This is a genomic window from Streptomyces sp. NPDC031418 (assembly GCF_055581605.1).
Window position 1 is genome coordinate 192,369 of record NZ_JBVIJC010000017.1, and the last position, 20,536, is coordinate 212,904.

The following is a 20,536-nucleotide window of genomic DNA, read 5'->3' on the forward strand; positions in this document are numbered from 1 at the left end:
TGATCAGCGTGTGGCACGGCGGTGAGCGTACCGGGCGTACCCGCTCCGGGGCGAAGTGAGGACTCCGGGCCGTCGTGGTTCCCAGGGTGAGGGGTGATCGTTGTCACAGGTGCGTTCCTGGTCTTCCGGTGCTGTTCGGGCTGATCAGGGGTGGTCAAAACTGGTCAGGGCTTGTAGTCGACGGGCAGGTTGGCGGGGGGTGCCCCGGTCGGCGGGACCTGGAGGGTCTTCAGCGCGAACTCCATCACCTGCTTGTAGACGGGGCCGCAGATCTGGCCGCCGAAGTAGCTGCCGGAGGTGGCGTTCTGGATGGCGCAGTACACGGTGATCCGGGGGTTGTCGGCGGGCGCGAAACCGGCGAAGGACGAGGTGTAGCCGCGGTACCTGCCGGTGGCCGGATCCACGCGGTTGGCCGTGCCGGTCTTACCGGCCACGCGGTACCCCGGGATGCGGGCCTTGATGCCGGTGCCCTGCTCGTCGTCCACCACGGACTCCAGCATCTGGGCCACGGCCCTGGCGGTTCGGGCGCTGACGACCCGGGTCTCCTTGGGCTTGGGCGCGGGCGTGAAGCGTCCGTCGGCCCCCTTGGTGCCGCGCACCAGCGTCGGCTGGATCCGCACCCCGCCGTTGGCGATGGTCGAGTACACGGAGGCGGCTTGCAGGGCGTTGATGGAGAACCCCTGGCCGAAGGGGATCGTGTACTGCTGCGAGGTGGACCACTTCTGGTACGGCGCGAGGATGCCCGGGGTCTCGCCGGGGAAGCCGAGTCCGGTGTAGCTGCCGATGCCGAACTTGCGCAGATAGGAGTACAGGACCCGGTTGGCCTCCGGCTGGGTCCTGCCGAGCTGGCCGGTGGCGAGGATGGTGCCGATGTTGCTGGACTTGGCGAGCACGCCGTTGAGCGTGAGGTACCAGGTGCCGTGGTCGACGTCGTCCTGGAAGAGACGGTCGCCGCGGTGCAGCCGGTTGGGTACGACGACATGGGTGAGCGGGGTGGCCGCGTTCTCCTGGATCACGGCCGCCATGGACATCACCTTGGCGGTGGAGCCGGGCTCGTAGGCGTCCTGGACGGCCGCGTTGCCCATGGCCTCCGCGTCGGCCTTCGACAGGTCGTTGGGGTCGAAGCCGGGCGAGTTGGCCATGGCCAGGATCTGCCCGGTGCGGGTGTCCTGGACGATGACATAGCCCCGGTCGGCCCGGGACTTCTGCACCTGCTCGGTGATGGCGTTCTGCGCGGCCCACTGGATGTCGCGGTCGATGGTCAGCTCGACGTCGCTGCCGGGTACGGCGGGCGTCTCCGTGGAGCCCACGGTCGGCACCTCCCGCCCGCCCGACTGGGCGTACCGGAGCGTGCCGTTCTTCCCGGTCAGCTCCTTGTCCAGCGCCTGCTCGACACCGCCGCCGCCGCGGCCGTCGGCGTTGACCCAGCCCAGTATCCCGGCGGCGAGGTCGCCGTTGGGGTACACGCGCTGGCTGCTGGGGTCGGCGAAGACGCCGGCGAGCACGTTGACGGTGTTCTTGTCCGTCTCCGCCTTCTTGGCGAGCGCCGCCTTCAGGTCCTTGATCTGCTTCCAGACCTGCGGGGTCCGCCGCGCGGCGAGCTTGGCGTACCGGGAGTTCCGGTTCGCCGGCCGCAGCTTCTTCACGAGCGCGGCCTGGTCCTGGCCGAGGATGGGCGCGAGCAGCGCGGCGGCCTGTTCCGGGCCGTCGCCGATCTTCAGCTGCTTCCTGGTGAACATCGTCGGGTCGGCGGTGATGTCGTAGGCATCCTCGCTGACGGCGAGGGCCACGCCGTTGCGGTCGGTGATCCCGCCGCGCTCGGCGGTCAGCGTATGCACGACATACCGGTTCTGCTCGGCCCGCGCGGCGTACGCACTGGCGTCCACGGCCTGCACCTGCAACAGCCGTACGACGAAGGCGATCAGCACCAGCGTCAGCGCGAGGCTGACCATGCGCAGCCGGGGCCGGGGGCTGCCGAGCTTCAGCGGGCGCGGGGCCGGCGGCCGGGCACCGCCCGGGCGGCGCGCCGGCCGGGCACCGGGCCCGGCCTGCCGCCGCACGGCACTCCCCGACCGGGGAGGCTTGGCGGGCCCGGGCACACGGCGGCGCGGCGGTTCCCTGTCGGACACTTCCGTCACCTGCCGGGGGTCGGGGTGGAGGCGGGCTGGGGGGTGGCCGCCGGGGCGGCCGGGGCGGAGAGGGGCGCGGCTGTGGGGGCGGCCGTGGGGGTGGGGCTGCTCGCGGGGGTGGCCGGGGCCGTGGCGGGTGCGGCCGGGGTGGCGGGGAGGCCGCCGGCCGGGGTCAGGGGGTCCGGGGCGAGCGGGGCGGTGAGGGCGGCGGGCTCGGCCGAGGCGGGGCTGGGCACGCCCCGGACCGTGCCGTCGGGGTTGAGGAAGGCCGGGTCGCCGCCGGGGACCATGCCGAGTTGGCGGGCCCGGCGCTGGAGCGCGTCGGGCGCGGAGTAGGCGTCGATGTCCCGTTGCAGGGCCTGTTCCTCGTCGGTGAGGCTCTTCGTCTGCTTCTGCAAGTCGCTCATTCTGAACGAGCCCGCGCTGAGCGCGGAGTTCAGCACCAGCAGCCCGATGAGGCCGCCGCCGAGCAGCAGGACGACGAGCAGGACGAACGGCGTACGGGCGGCCCGGGCGCGGCCGGCCGGCAGGAGCCGGGCGAGCCGCGCGGCCCTCCCCCGCAACTCCGGCCTCTTCCCCGGTTTCCTGCTCGGCTGGGGTTTCCTGTTCACTGGCCCTCCGGCGGCTTACCCGGCCTCACTCGACGTCCTCCCTGATGCGCTCGGCACCGCGCAGCCTGGCCGGTGCGGCCCGGCGGTTCTCGGCGATCTCCTCCTCGGTGGGAAGTTCGGCACCGCGGGTGAGCAGCTTGAGCCGCGGCTGGTACCGCTCGGGTACGACGGGCAGCCCGGGCGGCGCGGTGGTCGCGGCACCGGCCGCGAAGACCTGCTTGACCAGCCGGTCCTCCAGCGAGTGGTACGACAGCACGGCGACCCGTCCGCCCACGGCGAGGGACTTCACGGCGGCCGGGATCGCCCGCTCCAGCACGGACAGCTCGCCGTTGACCTCGATGCGCAGCGCCTGGAAGGTGCGCTTGGCCGGGTTGCCGCCGGTGCGCTTGGCGGCCTGCGGCAGGGCGTCCCGGATCAGCTCCACGAGCCGGGCGCTGTTGCTGAACGGCTCCTTCTCGCGCTCCCGGACGATCGCGGCCACGATCCGCTTGGCCTGCTTCTCCTCGCCGTACGCGCGCAGGATGCGCACCAGCTCGCCCGCCGGGTAGGTGTTGAGGACCTCCGCGGCGCTGATGCCGGTCGTCTGGTCCATGCGCATGTCCAGCGGCGCGTCCTGGGCGTAGGCGAAGCCGCGGTCGGCCTCGTCCAGCTGCATGGAGGAGACACCGAGGTCGAAGAGCACGCCCTGCACGCGCGCGAGGCCGAGCCGGTGGAGCACGTCGGGCAGCTCGTCGTACACGGCGTGCACCAGGGTGGCCCGCTCACCGAAGGGCGCCAGCCGCTCGCCGGACAGCCGCAGCGCCTCCTTGTCCCGGTCCAGGCCGATCAGCCGGGCCTCGGGGAACCGGGTCAGCAGCGCCTCGCTGTGGCCGCCGAGGCCGAGGGTGCAGTCGACGACCACGGCTCCCGGGCGCTCCAGGGCGGGCGCCAGCAGGTCCAGGCACCGCTGGAGCATCACCGGGACGTGTCGACTCTGGCTCAAGGGGGCCTCTCAGGATCCGGCGCGGGCCGTACGCACCGCCGGGTCCCCGCCAGCTCGTGACGGTCCGGTCCGCCGGCGCCGGAAGCGTCAGCCGACCGGGAGCGGGAGGAGGCCGAGCCGTACGTACGCGCCGCGCACGTGGGGAGACGTCCGGGCGGGTGCCGGGTCTCCGGGGTTTTCACCAGCAGGGAGAGCCACGCCTCCCGCTTCGCGTCACTTTAGTCCACCCTGTCTCGCGGTCAATCAACCGGCCTGCGCGTCGCGCACCGGCGCCCGGCCGGAACCGCGGTTCGAACGGATTCACCCGTCCGGGTCGGGTTTGCCCTCCGTGTGGGGTAGCCCACAACAAGCCATGATGGCGTTCTTTGTCCGCTCTCACAGCGCGCCGTGGCCGCCGGCGACCAGTAACGTGCACGAGTATGACGACTTCCGCAGCAGTTCCCACTGGATCCGAAGGCGCCATATCCGGCGAGCGCCGTGTCACCGACCGCCTGGTGGAGTCCAACCAGCGGTACGCCGCAGAGTTCACCGACCCCGGCATGGACGCCCGGCCCGTCCTCAAGGTCGCGGTCGTGGCCTGTATGGACGCCCGTCTCGACCTGCACGCCGCGCTCGGCCTCCAGCTCGGCGACTGCCACACCATCCGCAACGCCGGCGGTGTGGTCACCGACGACGTGATCCGCTCCCTCACGATCAGCCAGCGGGCGCTCGGCACCCGCAGCATCGTGCTCATCCACCACACCGGATGCGGCATGGAGGCCATCACCGAGGAGTTCCGGCACGACCTGGAGATGGAGGTCGGCCAGCGCCCGGCGTGGGCGGTGGAGGCCTTCCGCGACGTCGACCAGGATGTGCGCCAGTCCATGCAGCGGGTGCGCACCTCGCCGTTCCTGCTGCACACCGACGATGTGCGCGGCTTCGTCTTCGACGTGCGCACCGGTCTGCTGCGCGAGGTCGACCCGGCCTGAGACGGGCCGCACCGGCGGGCCACCCCGAGGCATCCCTGCGGCGACCGCGTCGACGACGCGGTCGAAAAGTCGTAAGACCGACATCGTGCGGGCAGTTGTCCACAGGCGAGTGACACGAATCGGTAACGGCGGCAAGAATGCGGGTGGGACGGCACGCGGAACCTTTTCCGCGTGGTGTCCGTGTTTCGGGGTGAGCCGGCTGCGCACCGAGCGTGCCGGCCCGGAAAAAGGGCCGAGGAGGGCCGGGTGACGACCTATGACGATCGAGCGAGCCTCACTGATCTGACCGCCACGGTGGAACGGGTGCGCGGTTCGGTGGAGAGCGTGATCGAGGGCAAGCCCGAGGTCGTACGGCTCGCGCTGACCGTGCTGCTCGCCGAGGGCCACCTGCTGATCGAGGACGTCCCCGGGGTGGGCAAGACGATGCTCGCCAAGACGCTGGCGCGGTCCATCGACTGCTCGGTGCGGCGCATCCAGTTCACGCCCGACCTGCTGCCCTCGGACATCACCGGGGTGTCCATCTGGGACCAGCAGCGCCGGGACTTCGAGTTCAAGCCGGGCGCCATCTTCGCCCAGATCGTGATCGGCGACGAGATCAACCGCGCCTCCCCCAAGACCCAGTCCGCGCTGCTGGAGTCCATGGAGGAGCGGCAGGTCACCATCGACGGGCACAGCTACGAACTGCCCACGCCGTTCATGGTGGTCGCCACGCAGAACCCGGTCGAGATGGAGGGCACCTACCCGCTGCCCGAGGCGCAGCGCGACCGTTTCATGGCCCGGGTCTCCGTCGGCTATCCGAGCATCGAGGCCGAGCTCCAGATGCTGGACGTGCACGGCGGGGTGAGCCCCCTGGAGGACCTCCAGCCGGTGGCGCACGCGCACGAGATCGCGAAGCTGATCGAGGCGGTGCGCGAGGTCCATGTCTCCGAGGCCGTCCGGCGGTACGCGGTGGAGCTGGTCGCCGCCACCCGCACCCACCCCGACCTGAGACTCGGTGCCTCCCCGCGCGCGACCCTGCACCTGCTGCGCGCCGCGAAGGCGTCCGCGGCCCTGGCCGGTCGGGAGTTCGCGCTGCCAGACGACGTCCAGGCGCTGGCCGTCGCCGTCCTCGCCCACCGGCTGCTGCCCACCGCCCAGGCCCAGCTGAACCGCCGTACGGCCGAGCAGGTCGTCCTGGAGATCCTCCAGCACACGCCGGTGCCCGCCACCCCCGGACAGCAGAACGCGTTCGGCGTGCTCGGCCGGAACCTGCCGGACTATCCCCAGCAGCCCCCGCGGAGTCTGTGATGAGCGCCGGGGGGACCGGCCCGGCCGAGCCGGACCGCGGGGAGGCGGGCGGGGTCCGGACGGCCCTGGCGGGCCTCACCACCCGCGGCCGCTCCTTCCTGGCGGCCGGGATCGCCGCCGCTTCTTGCGCCTATGTGCTGGGCCAGAGCGATCTGCTGCGGGTCGGTCTGCTGCTCGCCGCGCTGCCGCTGATCTGCACGACCGTGCTGTACCGCACCCGCTACCAGGTGGCAGGCACCCGCCGCCTGTCCCCCGCCCGCGTACCCGCCGGCAGCGAGGCCCGGGTGCATCTGCGGGTGGACAACGTCTCCCGGCTGCCCACCGGTCTGCTGATGCTCCAGGACCGGGTGCCCTACGTCCTCGGACCGCGCCCGCGCTTCGTGCTGGACCGGGTGGAGCCGGGCGGCCGCCGCGAGGTCTCCTACCGGGTCCGCTCCGATCTGCGCGGCCGCTATCCGCTGGGCCCGCTCCAGCTGCGGCTGACGGACCCGTTCGGGATGTGCGAACTGACCCGTTCCTTCTCGGCGTTCGACACGCTGACGGTCGTCCCGCACGTGGCGCCGCTGGCCCCGGTCCGGTTCGGCGGCGAGGCCCAGGGGTACGGCGACGGGCGGCAGCGCGCGCTGGCCCTGGCCGGCGAGGACGACGTGATCCCGCGCGGCTACCGCTACGGCGACGACCTGCGCCGGGTGCACTGGCGGTCCACCGCGCGCTACGGCGAGCTGATGGTGCGCCGCGAGGAGCAGCCCCGGCGCGCCCGCTGCACCGTGCTGCTCGACACCCGGGGCGGCGCCTACGCGGGCGCGGGCCCCGACTCGGCCTTCGAGTGGGCCGTCTCCGGTGCCGCCTCGGTGCTGGTGCACATGCTGGAACGCGGCTTCTCGGTACGGCTGCTGACGGACAGCGGCAGCGTGGTGCCCGGCGAGGGCGCCGACGGGTTCGCGGGCAGCGGCCCGGAGACCGCGGACGCGGCCGGGCTGATGATGGACACCCTCGCGGTGATCGACCACTCCGACGGCACCGGCCTGTCCCGGGCGTACGACGTGCTGCGCGGCGGCCACGAGGGCCTGCTGATCGCCTTCTTCGGCGACCTGGACGAGGGACAGGCGGCGACCGCCGCCAAGATGAGCCGGCGCAGCGGCGGTGCCGTCGCCTTCGTGCTGGACCCGGACACCTGGGTGCGGGAGCCGACCGATGTGCCGCGCCCGGGCGACCGGCACGGCGAGCGGCTGCGCCTGCTGCGCGAGGCGGGCTGGACGGCGCTGAGCGTGCCGCGCGGTGCCGCGCTGGACGACCTGTGGCGGCAGGCCGAGCGGGAACGCTCCGGCCTGGCCGCCCTGAGCGGGGAGGCGTCTCGATGAGCGGGCGGGCACGACTGTCCCTGTTCGCCGCCGCGGCCACGCTGATGGCGTCGACCGCGCTGCTGCCCCTGGTGGACCGGCCGACCTGGCTGCTGGAACTGGTCCCGCTGGTGGCCGTGCAGACCGGGGTGGGCGCCGCGGCCCGGAGGGTGCCGCTGGCCCGGCCGCTGACCGTGGCGGCGCAGGCGCTCACCACACTGGTCCTGCTGACCCTGGTCTTCGCCCATCAGCACGCGCTGCTCGGGCTGATCCCGGGTCCGGACACCTTCCGGTTCTTCGCCGAGCTGTTCCGGCAGGGCGCGCAGGACGTCAACCAGTACGCGATACCGGCACCGCTCACCGACGGCATCCGGCTGATGCTGATCGGCGGGGTGCTGCTGATCGGTCTGCTGGTGGACAGCCTCGCGGTGACCTTCCGCAGCGCGGCTCCGGCCGGGCTGCCGCTGCTCGCCCTGTACTCGGTGGCCGCGGGCCTGTCCGACGGGGGCGCCGACTGGCTGTGGTTCCTGGTGGCGGCGGGCGGCTATCTGATGCTGCTGCTCGCGGAGAGCCGGGAGCGGCTCGCCCAGTGGGGCCGGGTCTTCGGCGGCGGCCCCCGCTCCACGGGCGTCCCCGAAGGCGCCGTGGCACCGGTGCGCACCGGACGCCGGATCGGCGCGGTCGCGCTCGGGGTGGCGCTGATCGTGCCGCTCGCCCTGCCCGGCATGCAGGGCGGCCTGCTGGCCGCCGCCGGCACCGGGGTGGGCGGGGACGGCGGCGCCGGCGGCACCATCTCCGCGGTCAACCCCCTGGTGTCCCTGCGCGACAGCCTGAACACGGACAACGACCGCGAGGTGCTGTCCGTGCGCACCAGCGCGAACGACATCTCGGACCTGTATCTGCGGATCGTCTCGCTGGACGACTTCGACGGCACCACCTGGAAGCCGGCCCAGCGGCGCATCGTCGGCGTACCCGACACCTTCCCCACGCCCATCGGGCTGGGCCCGGACATCAAGCGCAGCACGGTGCGGACGAACGTCACGACGGCGGACTGGTACGCCCAGGACTGGCTGCCGATGCCGTACCCGCCCAGCTCGGTCCGGATCGACGGCAACTGGCGGTACGAGCCGGTCGGCATGACGCTCGTCGGCGACCACGGCCAGAACACCCGCAGCGCGCACTACCAGGTGACCAGCCTGGACGTGCGGCCGACGGCCCAGCAGCTGGCCTCCGCGCCGGAGCCGCCGGCGGCCCTGGAGCGCGAGTACGCCAAGGTGCCGGCGTCGCTGCCGCAGGTGGTGGCCCGCACCGCCCAGCAGGTCACCGCGGGCGCGGCGAACCACTACGAGGAAGCGGTCAAGCTCCAGGACTACTTCGCGGTCAGCGGCGGCTTCCAGTACGACACCCAGGTGGCGGTCGGCCGCGGGCCGAACGCGATCGCCAACTTCCTGAAGAAGAAGGAGGGCTTCTGCGTCCACTTCTCCTTCGCGATGGCGGCGATGGCCCGCACCCTGGGCATCCCGGCCCGGGTCGCGGTGGGCTTCGCGCCCGGCACCCCGCAGGCCGACGGCACGGTCGCGGTCAATCTGAAGGACGCGCACGCCTGGCCCGAGCTGTACTTCGAGGGTGTGGGCTGGACCCGCTTCGAGCCCACACCCACCCGCGGCACCATGCCGTCGTACACCCAGTCGAGCAGCCCCGGCACCTCGCTGCCGGACCCGGCCCTGCCGTCCCGGAACGCCTCCTCGGCGCCCTCGGCGGCGGCCTCGCCGAGCGAGAGCTGCACCGGTCAGCTCAAGAAGCTGGACGCCTGCTCCAGCGCCTCGGCCGCGGCGGCTCCGGCCGGCGGCGACAGCGGTACGGGCCCCTGGTGGCCGCTGCTGATCGGGCTGGCCGCACTGCTGGTGCTGGCGGTGCCGCTGTCGCCGATGCTGTGGCGGGCGCGGGTGCGCTCCGCGCGGCTCGGCGGGCACGCGCGGACCGAGGAGGGGGCGGCGGCCCACACCCTGGCGGCCTGGCAGGAGCTGACGGACAGTGCCTGGGACCACGGCATCGCTCCGGACGAGTCGCTGACCCCGCGCCGGGCCGCCGAGCGGATCGTCCGGCTGGGCCGCCTGGACCCGGCGTCCGGGGACGCGGTGCACCGGCTGGCGGGCGCGGTGGAGCAGGTGCTGTACGCGCCCCGGCCGCGTCCGGCGACCGGGGCGGCGGAGGATGTGCGCCGGGTGATCGCGGCCCTGCGTGCCACGGTGAGCACGGGGGTGCGGCTGCGGGCGCGGTTCCTGCCCCGCTCGTCGGCCCGGCTGCTGTGGGCGGCATCCGCCCGCGGGTCGGCCCTGCGCTCCCGCCTCCGCATGCCCCGCCCGACCCTGCGCAAGCCCTCGGAACAACGGGGCTAGCACGGGGGCGCGAGGGCGCCGGCACATGCGTGAGGGGCGGCCACCGAGTGGTGGTCGCCCCTCACGGAGTCTCTGTACGGGCCGTGTGACCGCTAGCGGCCGTGTTCGTCCCGGCGACGCTGCCAGCGCTGCTCGATCCGGTCCATCATGGAGCGCTTCGGCCGGGCCTGACGGCGCCCGGCGCCCACCGGGTGCTCACCCGGCTTCGGCGCCTTGCGCCAGCCGGTGACGGCGAGCACGGCACAGCCCAGCATGACGAGGAAACCCACCACGCTGACCCAGATCAGCTGCATGACCATTCCGGTCATGAGGAGCGCGATACCCACGAGGAAGCCCGCGACCGCCTGGTAGACCCGCCGCCGGGTGTACGTACGCAGCCCGCTTCCCTCAAGCGCTGACGCGAACTTGGGATCTTCGGCGTACAGCGCTCGCTCCATCTGCTCGAGCATGCGCTGCTCGTGCTCCGAGAGCGGCACGGAGTCCTCCTCATCGTGCAGTCGCCGGGGCGACCCGGGGGGTCCCTTCAGGATAGGCAGGGAATCGCCCCCGTGAAACCCGCCCCTCTACGCCAATTGACCAACCACGGTGCGTGGTGGCCATCCGGCTCGCTGAGGCTTCCATTCCCCGGCGGCCGACCCGTCATGCCGGGTGGTGTACCTCGATCATACGGCGCAAACCGCTCGTTCGGGGGGCTTGTGGCGTACTCCATCCGCTGCCGAGCCCCTGATCAGCGCCGGGTACGGGAGGCGCACCGGCGATGCGTTCAGGCCTCCGCGCCACCCGGCGTCTCGCCGAGCACATGGAGCTGGGTGGCCACGGAGCGGAAGGCGGGCAACTCGGCCGCCGCGGCCTCCAGCTGGAGCAGCGCGTCCAGGGCACCGGGCTCGGTGTCCACCAGGACGCCGGGCACCAGGTCGGCGAAGACCCGCACGCCGTGCACCGCGCCGACCGTGAGGCCCGCGTCCTCGACCAGCGCGGTGAGCTGCTCGGCGGTGAACCGGCGGGGCATCGGGTCGCCGGTGCCCCAGCGGCCCTCGGGGTCCTGGAGCGCCCGCCGGGCCTCGGTGAAGTGGCCGGCGAGGGCGCGGGCGAGCACCGCGCCGCCGAGGCCGGCGGCGAGCAGGCTGAGGACACCCTCGGGGCGCAGCGCGGCGACCGCGTTGCGCACGCCCTCGGCCGGGTCGTCGACGTACTCCAGGACACCGTGGCACAGCACGACGTCGTAGCCGCCGCGCTCGACCACGTCGAACAGGCCGTGGGCGTCGCCCTGCACGCCCGTGACCCGGTCCGCGACGCCGGCCTCGGCGGCGCGGCGCTCCAGCGCGAAGAGCGCGTTGGGGCTGGGGTCGACCACGGTGACACGGTGGCCGAGCCGGGCGAGGGGCACGGCGAAGTTGCCGCTGCCGCCCCCCGTGTCGAGGACGTCCAGCGACTCCCGGCCGGTGGCCTTGACCCGGCCGTCGAGGGCGTCCTGGAGGACCTCCCACACCACGGCGGTACGGAGCGAGGCACGGGACCGAGGGGTGCCGGAGCGCAGCGACTCCCGTTGCGCATGGTGGTGGGAGACGGGCGGGCGCATCGGGTCCGACACGGCAGTTGACTCCTCGCGGGGCTGGACGGCTTCAGGCAACCCCACCCTATTGCCTTCGGCGCCCCGGCCCCTCATCGCGCGGGGTGGCGGCGGTGTCCGTCTCGCCGGGCGGACGAGCCGGTGGTCAGCCCGCGTCCGGAAGGTCGCTCCGCGTCCCCGCCGGGGTGCCCGGGCCGGGCGGCTCGCCGGTGTCCTGGCGGGGCTGGGGCAGGACGGGCTGGAGGACGAGCAGCCGCTCGACGATGCGCAGGAACATCGCCACGTCCCGTATCAGGTCGTCGGCGTCCCGCCGGCTCGCGGCGCCCCGGATGCCGGCCTCGGCGCGGGCCCGGCGGGCGGCGCCGGAGGCGAACAGCGCGCTCCACTCGGTCAGCTCGGGGGCGATCTCGGGCAGCACCTCCCAGGCGCTGCGGATCCGGGCGCGGCGGCGCGGGGAGGTCTCGGGGCGGCCGCGGGCGGCGAGCACGGCGGCGGCGGTGCGCAGGGCGGCGAGGTGGGCGGTGGCGTAGCGCTCGTTCGGCGGGTCCAGGCGCGCCGCCTCGGTCAGGCCGGCGCGGGCCTGGGCGAGCAGGTCGAGGGCGGCGGGCGGGGCCGGGGCGCGGCGGAGCACGGGGTGCACATCGCTGGCCGGGCCGGTCAGTGAGGGGGCAGGGCCGGTGGCGGCGCGCCGGCGGGCGGCGGCGGACGAGTGGGCCATGACGAACCTCCTGTCGTCTGGGTGACGGCACGGGTGCCGTATGTGCACATCGTGCGGTATGCCACTGACAATCCGTTCTGACCTGGGGTTTTGCCTCGATCGCAGGTTCGGGCGTATTTTTGAACTGACCAGTCAGTTCAAAAATACGGGAACCAGGCAGGGGGGCTTGTGGACGGCGTCGACGTCACGGCCGAGGGCCTCGGGCTGAAGGGGCCGCGGGGGTGGGCCTTCCGCGGCATCACCTTCACCGCGGAGCCCGGCTCGCTGATCGCCATCGAGGGACCGTCCGGCTCCGGCCGTACGTGTCTGCTGCTCGCACTCACCGGGCGGATGAAGCCCACCGAGGGAGTGGCCATCGTCGGCGGGGCCAAACTTCCCCGGCAGATGGCCGCGCTGCGCCGGATCAGCGCGGTCGCCGGGGTGGCCGGGGTGACGGACCTGGAGCCCGCGCTGACCGTCGGGGAGCACCTGCGCGAGCGGGCCCTGCTCCAGCGCCGGTTCGGCGACTCGCTGCGCGAGCTGCTGCGGCCCCGCCCCCAGCGCACGCACGAGGCGAGGCTGCGGATCGACGCGGCCCTGGCCGCCGCCGGGCTCGACCTGGAAGAACTGCCCAAGGGCTCCCGGACGGCCGTACGCGACCTGGAGCGGCTCCAGGAGCTGCGGCTGTCCATCGCACTGGCCCTGCTCGGCCGGCCGCGGCTGCTCGGGGTGGACGACATCGAGACGAAGCTCTCGGACGCCGAGCGCGCCGAGGTCTGGGACCTGCTGCGGTCCCTCACGCGCGCGGGGACGACGGTGGCCGCCGTGTGCCGGACGGCCCCCGAGGACTGCATCACCGTGCCGACCGGCAGCGCCGGCACCACCGGCACCACCGGCAAGGACACCGAGCCGACCGGCGCCCCCGACGAAGACACCGAACCGGCCGCCACCCCCGACGAGGACACCGAGCCGGCCGGCACCGTGCACCAGGACACCGAGCCGCACACCGAGCGGAAGGAGGACGCCGGTGATGCGCTCACCGAGGCTGGCCGCGCTTGAGCTGAGGCGCTTCGGCCGCGGCCGGCTGCCGCGCGCCGCCCTCATCGCGCTGCTCGTGCTGCCGCTGCTCTACGGCGCCCTGTACCTGTGCTCCTTCTGGGACCCCTACGGCCGGCTCGACCGCATCCCGGTGGCCCTGGTGAACGACGACAAGGGCGCCACCGCGGACGGCAGGAAGATCACCGCGGGCGACGACATCGTCGCCGGACTCCGCCACAGCCGGACCTTCGAGTGGCACCGGGTGAGCGACGCGGAGGCCCGCAAGGGCGTCGAGGACGGCACCTACTACCTGTCGCTGACCATGCCCCGCGACTTCAGCAGGCGGATCGCGTCCAGCTCGGGCGACACCCCGGTGGCCGGCGCCCTCCAGGTGCGCACCAACGACGCCAACAACTACATCGTCGGCCAGATCTCCCGCTCGGTCTTCAGCGAGATCCGCACGGCCGCGTCGACCAAGTCCTCCCGGGCCTTCCTGGACCGGATCTTCGTCTCCTTCTCCACCATCCACGACCGCACGGTCACGGCGGCCGAGGGCGCCGACAAGCTCGACACCGGCATCGGCAAGGCGGAGAAGGGCTCCAAGGACCTCGCCGACGGGCTGAAGGACGCCAAGACCGGCAGCGGAAAGCTGCTCAAGGGCCTGAAGAAGCTCAACACCGGCGCCGGCGACCTCGAGGACGGCTCGCAGCAGGTCGCCGACGGCACCCAGGCCCTCGCCGACAAGGTCGACGGCGTCTACGCCAAGGCGGGCCCGTTCCTGAACGACAACGGCAAGACCATCGGGGACACCGCCCGGCTGGTCGCCGACTCCGCCAAGACCGTCAAGGACAACCTCGACACGCTGGTGAAGGCCGCACCCGGCGCCGCCAAGGCCGCGCACGCCTCGGCGAAGGTCCTGAGCGACGTCTACACGGCCCGCTGCGAGACCGCGACCGTGCCCGACCCCGCCTGCCCGGAGCTGAAGAAGGCCCGGACCGCCGCCACCGATGTGGCCGGCGTCGCCGACGACCTCAACACCCTCATCGCCGACCAGAACGGCGACCTGACGACCATGCGGGCCAACCTCGCCACCCTCCAGAAGCAGGCCGAGGCCCTCCAGGAGCGCGCACCGCACCTGGCCGAGGACGTCGGCGACGCCGTCAAGAAGATCGACAAGCTGAACGCCGGTGCCCAGAAGGTGGCCGCCGGCGCCAAGAAGCTGCACACCGGGCTCGGCACCGCCCAGACCGGCGCCACCGCGCTGGACACGGGCATCGGTACGGCGAAGTCGGGCGCCGAGACCCTGAACGGCGGCCTGTACAAGCTCTCCGACGGCTCCGGAAAGCTGGCCGGCGGGCTGCACTCCGGCGCCAGGAAGATCCCCGACTACGACCGGCAGGACCGGGACAAGCGCACCGGCGTGATGGCCGACCCGGTCCAGCTGGCCTCCCACGACCTGCACCGGGCGCCGAACTACGGCACCGGGTTCGCCCCGTACTTCATCCCGCTGTCCCTGTGGGTCGGCGCGATGGTGGCCTACATGCTGATCGCGCCGCTCAACCGGCGTGCGCTCGCGGCCGGTGCGCCGGCCTGGCGGATCGCGCTCGCCGGCTGGCTGCCGGTGGTCGCCGTGGGCGTGCTCCAGGTGGCGGCCCTGATGGCCGTGCTGCACTGGGCGGTCGGGCTGGACATGCAGCGGGCGGGCGGCACGGTCGGCTTCCTGTTCCTGGTCAGCGCGTGCTTCGCGGCGATCGTGCAGTGGCTGAACGCCCGCTTCGGCGCGGCCGGCCGGATCCTCGTCCTCGCGCTGCTGATGCTCCAGCTGACCTCGGCGGGCGGCACCTACCCGGTGCAGACCAGCCCCGGCTTCTTCTCCGCGATCCACCCGTACCTGCCGATGAGCTACGTCGTGTCGGCGCTGCGCCGGCTGATCACGGGCGGCGGGCTCGGCCCGGTGTGGCAGGCGTGCGCGGTGCTCACCGCGTTCACCGCGGGCGCCCTCGCGCTCACCGCGCTCGCGGCCCGGCGCCGCCAGGTGTGGACGCTGGACCGGCTGCACCCGGAGCTGAGCCTGTGACCCCCGGGAGCGCACCGCACACGCGCGTACCTGTGAGAATCTGGCCCATGGAAAGCAGCAGCGCCAGGTCGGGCGGGAGTACACGCCGCGAGGCCACCCGGCAGAAGCTCTACGAGGCGGCCGTCACGCTCATCGCCGAGCAGGGCTTCTCCGCCACCACGGTGGACGAGATCGCCGAGCGGGCCGGGGTCGCGAAGGGCACGGTCTACTACAACTTCGCGAGCAAGTCGGTCCTCTTCGAGGAGCTGCTGCGGCACGGAGTGGGCCTGCTCACCGCCTCGCTCCAGGAGGCGGCGGAGCGGACGGCCGCCCAGGGCGGCAGCAAGGTGGACGCGCTGGACGCGATGGTCCGCGCGGGGCTGGTCTTCATCGACCGCTACCCGGCCTTCACCCAGCTCTACGTGGCCGAGCTGTGGCGCACCAACCGCGCCTGGCAGTCCACGCTGATGGTGGTCCGGCAGGAGGCCGTCGCGGTGGTCGAGGGCGTGCTGCGCGAGGGCGTGGCGGGCGGCGAGTTCAGCGACGAGATCGACATCCCGCTGACGGCGGCCGCGCTGGTCGGCATGGTGCTGGTGGCGGCGCTGGACTGGAAGTCCTTCCAGCCGGAGCGCTCCCTGGACGATGTGCACGCGGCGCTGTCCCGGCTGCTCCAGGGCCGGGTCAGCGGGCGGGCCTGAGCCGGCGGGCGAGCAGCGCGAGGGGTGAAGGCGGACGGGCGGACGCGGGAAGGCGCCGGCCCGTCACCGGACCGGCGCCTTCCCGCTCCCCGTACCGCACCGTGCTCCCCCGCACGGTGTCCCCGTTGTCCCCCGTGGGTGGTCGTCCCCGGGTCCCCCGTCTCGCTTCCGCCGACGGATCGGCGGAAGGAGCGGCCAGGTGGCGGGCGCCGTTCCGCCGCCCCGTGCCGGCGGTGCCGGGCCGCGCCCCTTGCCGTGCCTCCACTGTGTCGCCCGCGCGGGCCCCGGCCCATCCGCGCGGGTACTCATCTCGCGGTCTAGGTACGGGTACTCAGAAGCCCGCACCCGGGCCCGCGGACCGGCCCGCGGACCGGATGGTCGGTGCGGGTCGATAAAGTCGCAGGCATGGCACGGATTGCGGTGATCGGCGCCGGGATGGGCGCGATGGCGGCCGCTGCCCGGCTGGCCGTCGCGGGCCACCGGGTGGCGGTGTACGAGCGTACGGAGACGTACGGCGGCGCGGTGCGCCGGCTGGAGCGCGACGGATTCGCCTTCGACACCGGCCCGGGGCTGCTGACCCTGCCCGCCGTCTACCGCGACCTGTTCGTCAAGACCGGCCGGGAGCCGCTGGAGGACTGCGTCGAACTGGTCCAGGTCGACCCGTCCTCGCGGCACCTCTTCGCGGACGGCACCGAGGTCCGGTTGCCGAACGCCTCGCGCGGGGGCGTCGTCGCGGCGCTGGAGGAGGCGCTCGGCGCGGGTGCGGGCAAGCGCTGGGGCGACTTCCTGATCCGCGCCCGCGAGGCCTGGGACCGCACCCGCCGCCCGCTGCTGGAGGAGCCGCTGTGGCCCGACTGGCAGGTGCTGGCCGTGAAGGAGCCGTACCCGGCCGTCCCGCACAAGCGGCTGCTGCGCACCCGCCGGGCGAGCACACCGGCCGAGATCGCCGCCTGGGAGCTGCGCGACGAGCGGCTGGGAGCCCTGCTGTACAGCCAGGTGCTCGGGTACGGCCTCGATCCGCGGAGCGCCCCGGCGAGCGCGGCGGTGCTGCCGTACATGGAGCACGCCTTCGGCACCTGGTATGTGCGCGGCGGGATCCGGGAGTTGGCGCGCGCGGTGTACGAGCGGTGTCTGGCGCGGCGGGTGGAGTTCGTCTTCGGCGCCGAGGTCACCCGGATCGTGGAGAAGGACGGCCGCGCGGCCGGTGTGGAGCTGGGCGACGGGTCGGTGGCGGAGGCGGACCAGGTCGTGGCCGATGTGCATCCGGCGCGGCTGGCGGCGCTGACCGGGCATCCGCTGGACGCCGAGGGCGATGTGCGGGCCGCCGCCGACGCGTTCCGGCCCGGGCGGTTCACCGTGTCGCTGGCCCTGCGCGGCGGCCGGGAGGCGGACGCCGTGCACCGCACGGTGGTCCACGCCCCGGACGAGGAGGCGGAGCTGGACTTCCTGGTCTCTCCGGGCGGTGATCTGCCCCAGTGTCCCACGGTGACGGTGCTGCGCCCCGACGACCCGGCGCTCAGACCGGACGACGCGCACGAGTCGGTGGTGCTGTCCGCGGTGGTGCCGGCCGACGCCGGCTGGGACCGGCCGGACACCGTCCGCCGGTACACGGACCTGGTGCTGGAGGCCGCGCGGGCGGCGGTCCCGGGGCTGCCGGACCGGGTGCTGTGGCAGGAGGTGCGCACCCCGGCCCACACCGCCGAGGAGACGGGCGCTTCCCTCGGGGCGGTGCCCGCTCCCGCCCTCGCCGCCGGCCAGGGGCGTTTCCTGCACCCGGCGAACACCACCCGGCTGCCCGGTCTCTACCGGGCGGGCGGCTGGTCCCACCCCGGCGGCGGGCTCGCGCACGCGGGCATGTCGGGCGCGCTGGTGGCGGGGCTGATCGTGGAGGGCCCGGAGTTCCGCGGCTCGCAGTGAGCGGGCCGCGGGGCCTCAGAAGCGGTACTGCTCGCCGTACTCGGCGCCCGGCTGCGGCTGGCCGTGGTACGGGTACGGCTGCTCCTGCGGGAGTTCGCCGCCGTGGGTCTCGTCGGTGCGCTGCTGCGGCACCCACACCCCGCCGGGCGGGGTCTCGGAGTAGCCGCCGCCCGCGTACGGGTCCTGGGCGTAGCCCTGCTGCTGGTAGCCGGTGTCGTAGGCGCCGCCGCCGTAGGACTGGCTGCCGATGTACGGGTCGGAGTAGTTGGCGTAGCCCTGCTGCTGGCCGCCGGAGTCGTAGCCGTACCCCTGGGTGCCGTAGGCCGAGTAGTCGTAGGCGTACGCCTGCTGCTCGCCGGCCTGGGGCTGGGTGGGGTTCGAGTAGGCGGTGTCGCTGTAGACGCCGTAGTTGCCGGTGTCCTCGGGCAGCGGCTGCGGCTCGTAGACGGCGGTGGTCTCGGCGGCGGCGTGCGGGAGCGGCTGGGCGGGGGTGAAGACGTCGTCGCGGTCGTAGTCCTCGTAGCCCCCCTGCGGGGTGCCGTAGGCGTCCTGGTCCGGGCCCGGCTCGTCGGCGGCGGGCTCCGGCCCGGTGCCCGCCACGGGCGCCTCCTGCCGGTCCGCCCGGCCGCGGCGGCGCTTGCTGCCGCCGCCGGACTCCGCCTCGGGCCGCTTGACCGCCCAGCCCGCCGCGAAGCCGCGGCGGAACGACAGCGTGACGTAGGTCTGGCCGACCGCGAAGGCGATCGCGCCGAGGCCGATCACGATGACGGACGGGATGAGCACACCCAGCACGACACCGAGGAAGCCGGCGAAGGCGAGCAGCCGCCAGCGCAGCCGCGCCTTGTACTGAAGCAGCACCTCGCCCAGCAACCACAGTGCGACGACGCCGAACGCGATGTAGAGGACCGTCCAGCCCATGTACGCCCCTCTCCCAGTGGCCGTTCCGCAGTGTGTCGTACGGCGGTGTGGCCGGTCTAGGCCTGCGGAGGGTGGTGCAGGCCCAGGTTCTCGTAGATTTCCAGGGTCGCCGTGGAGTTGTTGAGCGTGATGAAGTGCAGTCCGGGCACTCCCTCGGCCAGCAGCCGTGCGCAGAACTCCGTGGCGAACTCGATACCGATGGAGCGTACCGCCGCCGGATCGTCCTTCGCTGTGAGGATCCGCTCTTTCAGGGCATCCGGGAAGTGCGCGTTGCTGAGTTTCGGCAACCGTTCCAGCATCTTCACGCTGGTGACCGGCAGGATCTCCGGGATGACCGGGGTGTCGCAGCCGGCGGCCGCCACCCGGTCGCGCAGCCGCAGGTAGGACTCCGGCTGGAAGAACATCTGGGTGATGGCGTAGTCGGCACCCGCGCGGCACTTGTCCACGAAGTGGGCGACGTCGGTGTCCCAGTCGGCGGAGCGCGGGTGCATCTCCGGGAACGCGGCGACGCCCACGCAGAAGTCGCCCGACTCCTTGATGAGCCGGACGAGTTCGGCCGCGTAGGTCAGGCCCTGGGGATGCGCGATCCACTCGCCCATGGGGTCGCCGGGCGGGTCGCCGCGCACGGCGAGCATGTTGCGGATGCCGGCGTCCGCGTACTGGCCGATGATGTTGCGCAGCTCGGCGATGGAGTGGTCGACCGCGGTGAGGTGGGCGACCGGGGTGAGCGTGGTGTCGGCGACGATCTGCTGGGTCTCCTTGACCGTGCCCGCGCGGGTGGAGCCGCCGGCGCCGTAGGTCACGGAGACGAAGTCGGGCGCGACCGCCTCGACCCGCCGGAGCGCGCTCCACAGGTTCCGCTCGCCCTTGGGGGTCTTCGGCGCAGAGAACTCGAACGAGTACGTCGTCTTGCCGGTGGCCAGGATGTCGCGGATCGTGCGGGCGCGATCAGTCCTGGTGGATGCGGTTCCGAGGGCCATACGGGCAGGTTAGCCAGGGGTGGGCGGTCACCCAACCGGATCTCGCAAATTTGCCTGATTTGCCGTCCTTCTGTCCACCCCTTGGACAGAAATCCGGACAGAAATCCGGACAGCCGCCCCGCGGACACCCCTCAGATGCCCCTCAGAGCTGCCGCAGCCGCTTGGCGAACTCCGCCGCGGCGGCACCCGGGTCGTCGGCCTCGGTGATCGCGCGGACCACGACCACCCGGCGGGCGCCGGCGTCCAGCACCTGGTCCAGGTTGCCGAGGTCGATGCCGCCGATGGCGAACCAGGGGCGGTCGGTGCCGAGGCCGGCCGTGTAGCGGACCAGGTCCAGGCCGGGCGCGTGCCGGCCGGGCTTGGTCGGGGTGGGCCAGCAGGGTCCGGTGCAGAAGTAGTCCACACCGTCCTGGACGGCGGCCGCGGCGGCCTCGGACTCGGCGTGCGTGGAGCGGCCGATCAGGACGCCGTCGCCGAGGATGGCGCGGGCCGCGGGCACCGGCAGGTCGCCCTGGCCGAGGTGCAGCACGTCGGCGCGGGCCGCATGGGCGACGTCCGCGCGGTCGTTGACCGCCAGCAGCTTGCCGTGCCGGGCGCAGGCCTCGGCGAAGACCTCCAGATGGGCCAGCTCCTCGGCGGCCTCCATGCCCTTGTCACGCAGCTGCACGATGTCGACACCGCCGGCCAGGACCGCGTCCAGGAACTCGGCGAGGTCGCCCTGGCGCCGGCGGGCGTCGGTGCAGAGGTACACGCGGGCGTCGGCGAGTGCGGCGCGGGCGGTGTCGGACATGGCGGGTCCCCCCGGTGGTCGGTGTCCCTGGCGGCGTGACGGGTGGCGGGCGGGGCCCGGGGGACATACGCCCCCCCCCCGTGCGGTCTGGCTCCAACAGGGAGAGCACCGGCCCAGTGCTTCACCCCCCTGCCGCGATGCTCTTTCCAGGCCCGC

At 73.5% G+C, this 20,536-nt stretch carries 17 protein-coding genes; 8 read left to right on the forward strand and 9 right to left on the reverse strand.

The annotated features are described in order from the left end of the window. Positions 1–164 precede the first annotated feature (164 nt). The 3 genes from ACZ5CZ_RS25470 to rsmH all read right to left on the reverse strand — a co-directional run bounded on the left by ACZ5CZ_RS25470 (position 165) and on the right by rsmH (position 3,722). Positions 165–2,129 carry a peptidoglycan D,D-transpeptidase FtsI family protein gene (locus ACZ5CZ_RS25470; RefSeq protein WP_468946248.1) on the reverse strand — a complete coding sequence of 655 codons (1,965 nt, stop codon included), beginning with the start codon at positions 2,127–2,129 and terminating at the stop codon, positions 165–167. Positions 2,130–2,134: 5 nt separating this feature from the next. Further along, entirely contained in the window at positions 2,135–2,692 is a 558-nt protein-coding gene (gene ftsL / locus ACZ5CZ_RS25475; RefSeq protein ID WP_468946251.1) for a cell division protein FtsL, read from the reverse strand. A 73-nt stretch (positions 2,693–2,765) separates the two neighbouring features. Next, positions 2,766–3,722: a 16S rRNA (cytosine(1402)-N(4))-methyltransferase RsmH gene (gene rsmH, locus ACZ5CZ_RS25480; protein WP_385843961.1), complete on the reverse strand. Its 957-nt coding sequence runs from the start codon at positions 3,720–3,722 to the stop codon at positions 2,766–2,768. A 419-nt stretch (positions 3,723–4,141) separates the two neighbouring features. On the opposite strand from rsmH, the gene ACZ5CZ_RS25485 reads away from it, so the two are divergent. The 4 genes from ACZ5CZ_RS25485 to ACZ5CZ_RS25500 all read left to right on the forward strand — a co-directional run bounded on the left by ACZ5CZ_RS25485 (position 4,142) and on the right by ACZ5CZ_RS25500 (position 9,716). Next, positions 4,142–4,690 (forward strand): beta-class carbonic anhydrase, encoded by a 549-nt coding sequence (locus tag ACZ5CZ_RS25485; RefSeq protein ID WP_385843962.1) that lies wholly within the window; start codon positions 4,142–4,144, stop codon positions 4,688–4,690. A 246-nt stretch (positions 4,691–4,936) separates the two neighbouring features. After that, complete coding sequence (locus tag ACZ5CZ_RS25490; protein WP_385843964.1) at positions 4,937–5,977, forward strand: AAA family ATPase; 1,041 nt, start codon at positions 4,937–4,939, stop codon at positions 5,975–5,977. After that, the gene (locus ACZ5CZ_RS25495) at positions 5,977–7,338 is read left to right on the forward strand and encodes a DUF58 domain-containing protein (protein ID WP_385843965.1); all 1,362 of its coding nucleotides are present in this window, start codon (positions 5,977–5,979) and stop codon (positions 7,336–7,338) included. The genes ACZ5CZ_RS25490 and ACZ5CZ_RS25495 overlap by 1 nt, the downstream gene beginning before the upstream one ends. Beyond that, on the forward strand, positions 7,335–9,716 hold the full coding sequence (locus ACZ5CZ_RS25500; protein ID WP_468946258.1) for a transglutaminase TgpA family protein: 2,382 nt from the start codon (positions 7,335–7,337) through the stop codon (positions 9,714–9,716). Before ACZ5CZ_RS25495 ends, ACZ5CZ_RS25500 begins: the two co-directional genes overlap by 4 nt. A gap of 92 nt (positions 9,717–9,808) precedes the next feature. On the opposite strand, the gene ACZ5CZ_RS25505 is transcribed toward ACZ5CZ_RS25500, so the two are convergent. From ACZ5CZ_RS25505 to ACZ5CZ_RS25515, 3 genes are all read right to left on the reverse strand, one after another. Then, on the reverse strand, positions 9,809–10,192 hold the full coding sequence (locus tag ACZ5CZ_RS25505) for a DUF3040 domain-containing protein (RefSeq protein ID WP_468946260.1): 384 nt from the start codon (positions 10,190–10,192) through the stop codon (positions 9,809–9,811). Between the two features lie 287 nt (positions 10,193–10,479). Beyond that, entirely contained in the window at positions 10,480–11,307 is an 828-nt protein-coding gene (locus tag ACZ5CZ_RS25510; RefSeq protein ID WP_385843969.1) for a methyltransferase, read from the reverse strand. 124 nt (positions 11,308–11,431) lie between these two features. Then, the gene (locus ACZ5CZ_RS25515; RefSeq protein ID WP_385843971.1) at positions 11,432–12,004 is read right to left on the reverse strand and encodes an SAV_6107 family HEPN domain-containing protein; all 573 of its coding nucleotides are present in this window, start codon (positions 12,002–12,004) and stop codon (positions 11,432–11,434) included. A 168-nt stretch (positions 12,005–12,172) separates the two neighbouring features. Here ACZ5CZ_RS25515 and ACZ5CZ_RS25520 point away from each other — a divergent pair, with 168 nt between their 5' ends. The 4 genes from ACZ5CZ_RS25520 to ACZ5CZ_RS25535 all read left to right on the forward strand — a co-directional run bounded on the left by ACZ5CZ_RS25520 (position 12,173) and on the right by ACZ5CZ_RS25535 (position 17,692). Then, the gene (locus ACZ5CZ_RS25520; RefSeq protein ID WP_385843972.1) at positions 12,173–13,042 is read left to right on the forward strand and encodes an ATP-binding cassette domain-containing protein; all 870 of its coding nucleotides are present in this window, start codon (positions 12,173–12,175) and stop codon (positions 13,040–13,042) included. Next, positions 13,014–15,098 carry a YhgE/Pip family protein gene (locus ACZ5CZ_RS25525; RefSeq protein WP_385843973.1) on the forward strand — a complete coding sequence of 695 codons (2,085 nt, stop codon included), beginning with the start codon at positions 13,014–13,016 and terminating at the stop codon, positions 15,096–15,098. Before ACZ5CZ_RS25520 ends, ACZ5CZ_RS25525 begins: the two co-directional genes overlap by 29 nt. A gap of 47 nt (positions 15,099–15,145) precedes the next feature. Beyond that, a complete protein-coding gene (locus tag ACZ5CZ_RS25530) occupies positions 15,146–15,775 on the forward strand; it encodes a TetR/AcrR family transcriptional regulator (protein ID WP_385843974.1) in 630 nt (209 codons plus the stop codon). 405 nt (positions 15,776–16,180) lie between these two features. Continuing rightward, complete coding sequence (locus tag ACZ5CZ_RS25535) at positions 16,181–17,692, forward strand: phytoene desaturase family protein (protein ID WP_468946266.1); 1,512 nt, start codon at positions 16,181–16,183, stop codon at positions 17,690–17,692. 15 nt (positions 17,693–17,707) lie between these two features. On the opposite strand, the gene ACZ5CZ_RS25540 is transcribed toward ACZ5CZ_RS25535, so the two are convergent. From ACZ5CZ_RS25540 to thiE, 3 genes are all read right to left on the reverse strand, one after another. Continuing rightward, entirely contained in the window at positions 17,708–18,610 is a 903-nt protein-coding gene (locus ACZ5CZ_RS25540) for an SCO2102 family sporulation regulator (RefSeq protein WP_468946269.1), read from the reverse strand. A 56-nt stretch (positions 18,611–18,666) separates the two neighbouring features. Beyond that, positions 18,667–19,590, reverse strand: a complete 924-nt coding sequence (gene metF, locus ACZ5CZ_RS25545) for a methylenetetrahydrofolate reductase [NAD(P)H] (RefSeq protein ID WP_385843977.1) — start codon at positions 19,588–19,590, stop codon at positions 18,667–18,669. A 142-nt stretch (positions 19,591–19,732) separates the two neighbouring features. Further along, entirely contained in the window at positions 19,733–20,380 is a 648-nt protein-coding gene (gene thiE / locus ACZ5CZ_RS25550; protein ID WP_385843979.1) for a thiamine phosphate synthase, read from the reverse strand. Positions 20,381–20,536 lie beyond the last annotated feature (156 nt).

What these genes read in the sequence shown, in the direction of transcription:
- ACZ5CZ_RS25485 (WP_385843962.1), top strand. Translation starts at nt 4,142, where the DNA reads ATGACGACTTCCGCAGCAGTTCCCACTGGATCCGAAGGCGCCATATCC.
- ACZ5CZ_RS25495 (WP_385843965.1), top strand. Translation starts at nt 5,977, where the DNA reads ATGAGCGCCGGGGGGACCGGCCCGGCCGAGCCGGACCGCGGGGAGGCG.
- ACZ5CZ_RS25500 (WP_468946258.1), top strand. Translation starts at nt 7,335, where the DNA reads ATGAGCGGGCGGGCACGACTGTCCCTGTTCGCCGCCGCGGCCACGCTG.
- ACZ5CZ_RS25515 (WP_385843971.1), bottom strand. Translation starts at nt 12,004, where the DNA reads ATGGCCCACTCGTCCGCCGCCGCCCGCCGGCGCGCCGCCACCGGCCCT.
- ACZ5CZ_RS25525 (WP_385843973.1), top strand. Translation starts at nt 13,014, where the DNA reads ATGCGCTCACCGAGGCTGGCCGCGCTTGAGCTGAGGCGCTTCGGCCGC.
- ACZ5CZ_RS25530 (WP_385843974.1), top strand. Translation starts at nt 15,146, where the DNA reads ATGGAAAGCAGCAGCGCCAGGTCGGGCGGGAGTACACGCCGCGAGGCC.
- ACZ5CZ_RS25535 (WP_468946266.1), top strand. Translation starts at nt 16,181, where the DNA reads ATGGCACGGATTGCGGTGATCGGCGCCGGGATGGGCGCGATGGCGGCC.
- ACZ5CZ_RS25540 (WP_468946269.1), bottom strand. Translation starts at nt 18,610, where the DNA reads ATGGGCTGGACGGTCCTCTACATCGCGTTCGGCGTCGTCGCACTGTGG.
- metF (WP_385843977.1), bottom strand. Translation starts at nt 19,590, where the DNA reads ATGGCCCTCGGAACCGCATCCACCAGGACTGATCGCGCCCGCACGATC.
- thiE (WP_385843979.1), bottom strand. Translation starts at nt 20,380, where the DNA reads ATGTCCGACACCGCCCGCGCCGCACTCGCCGACGCCCGCGTGTACCTC.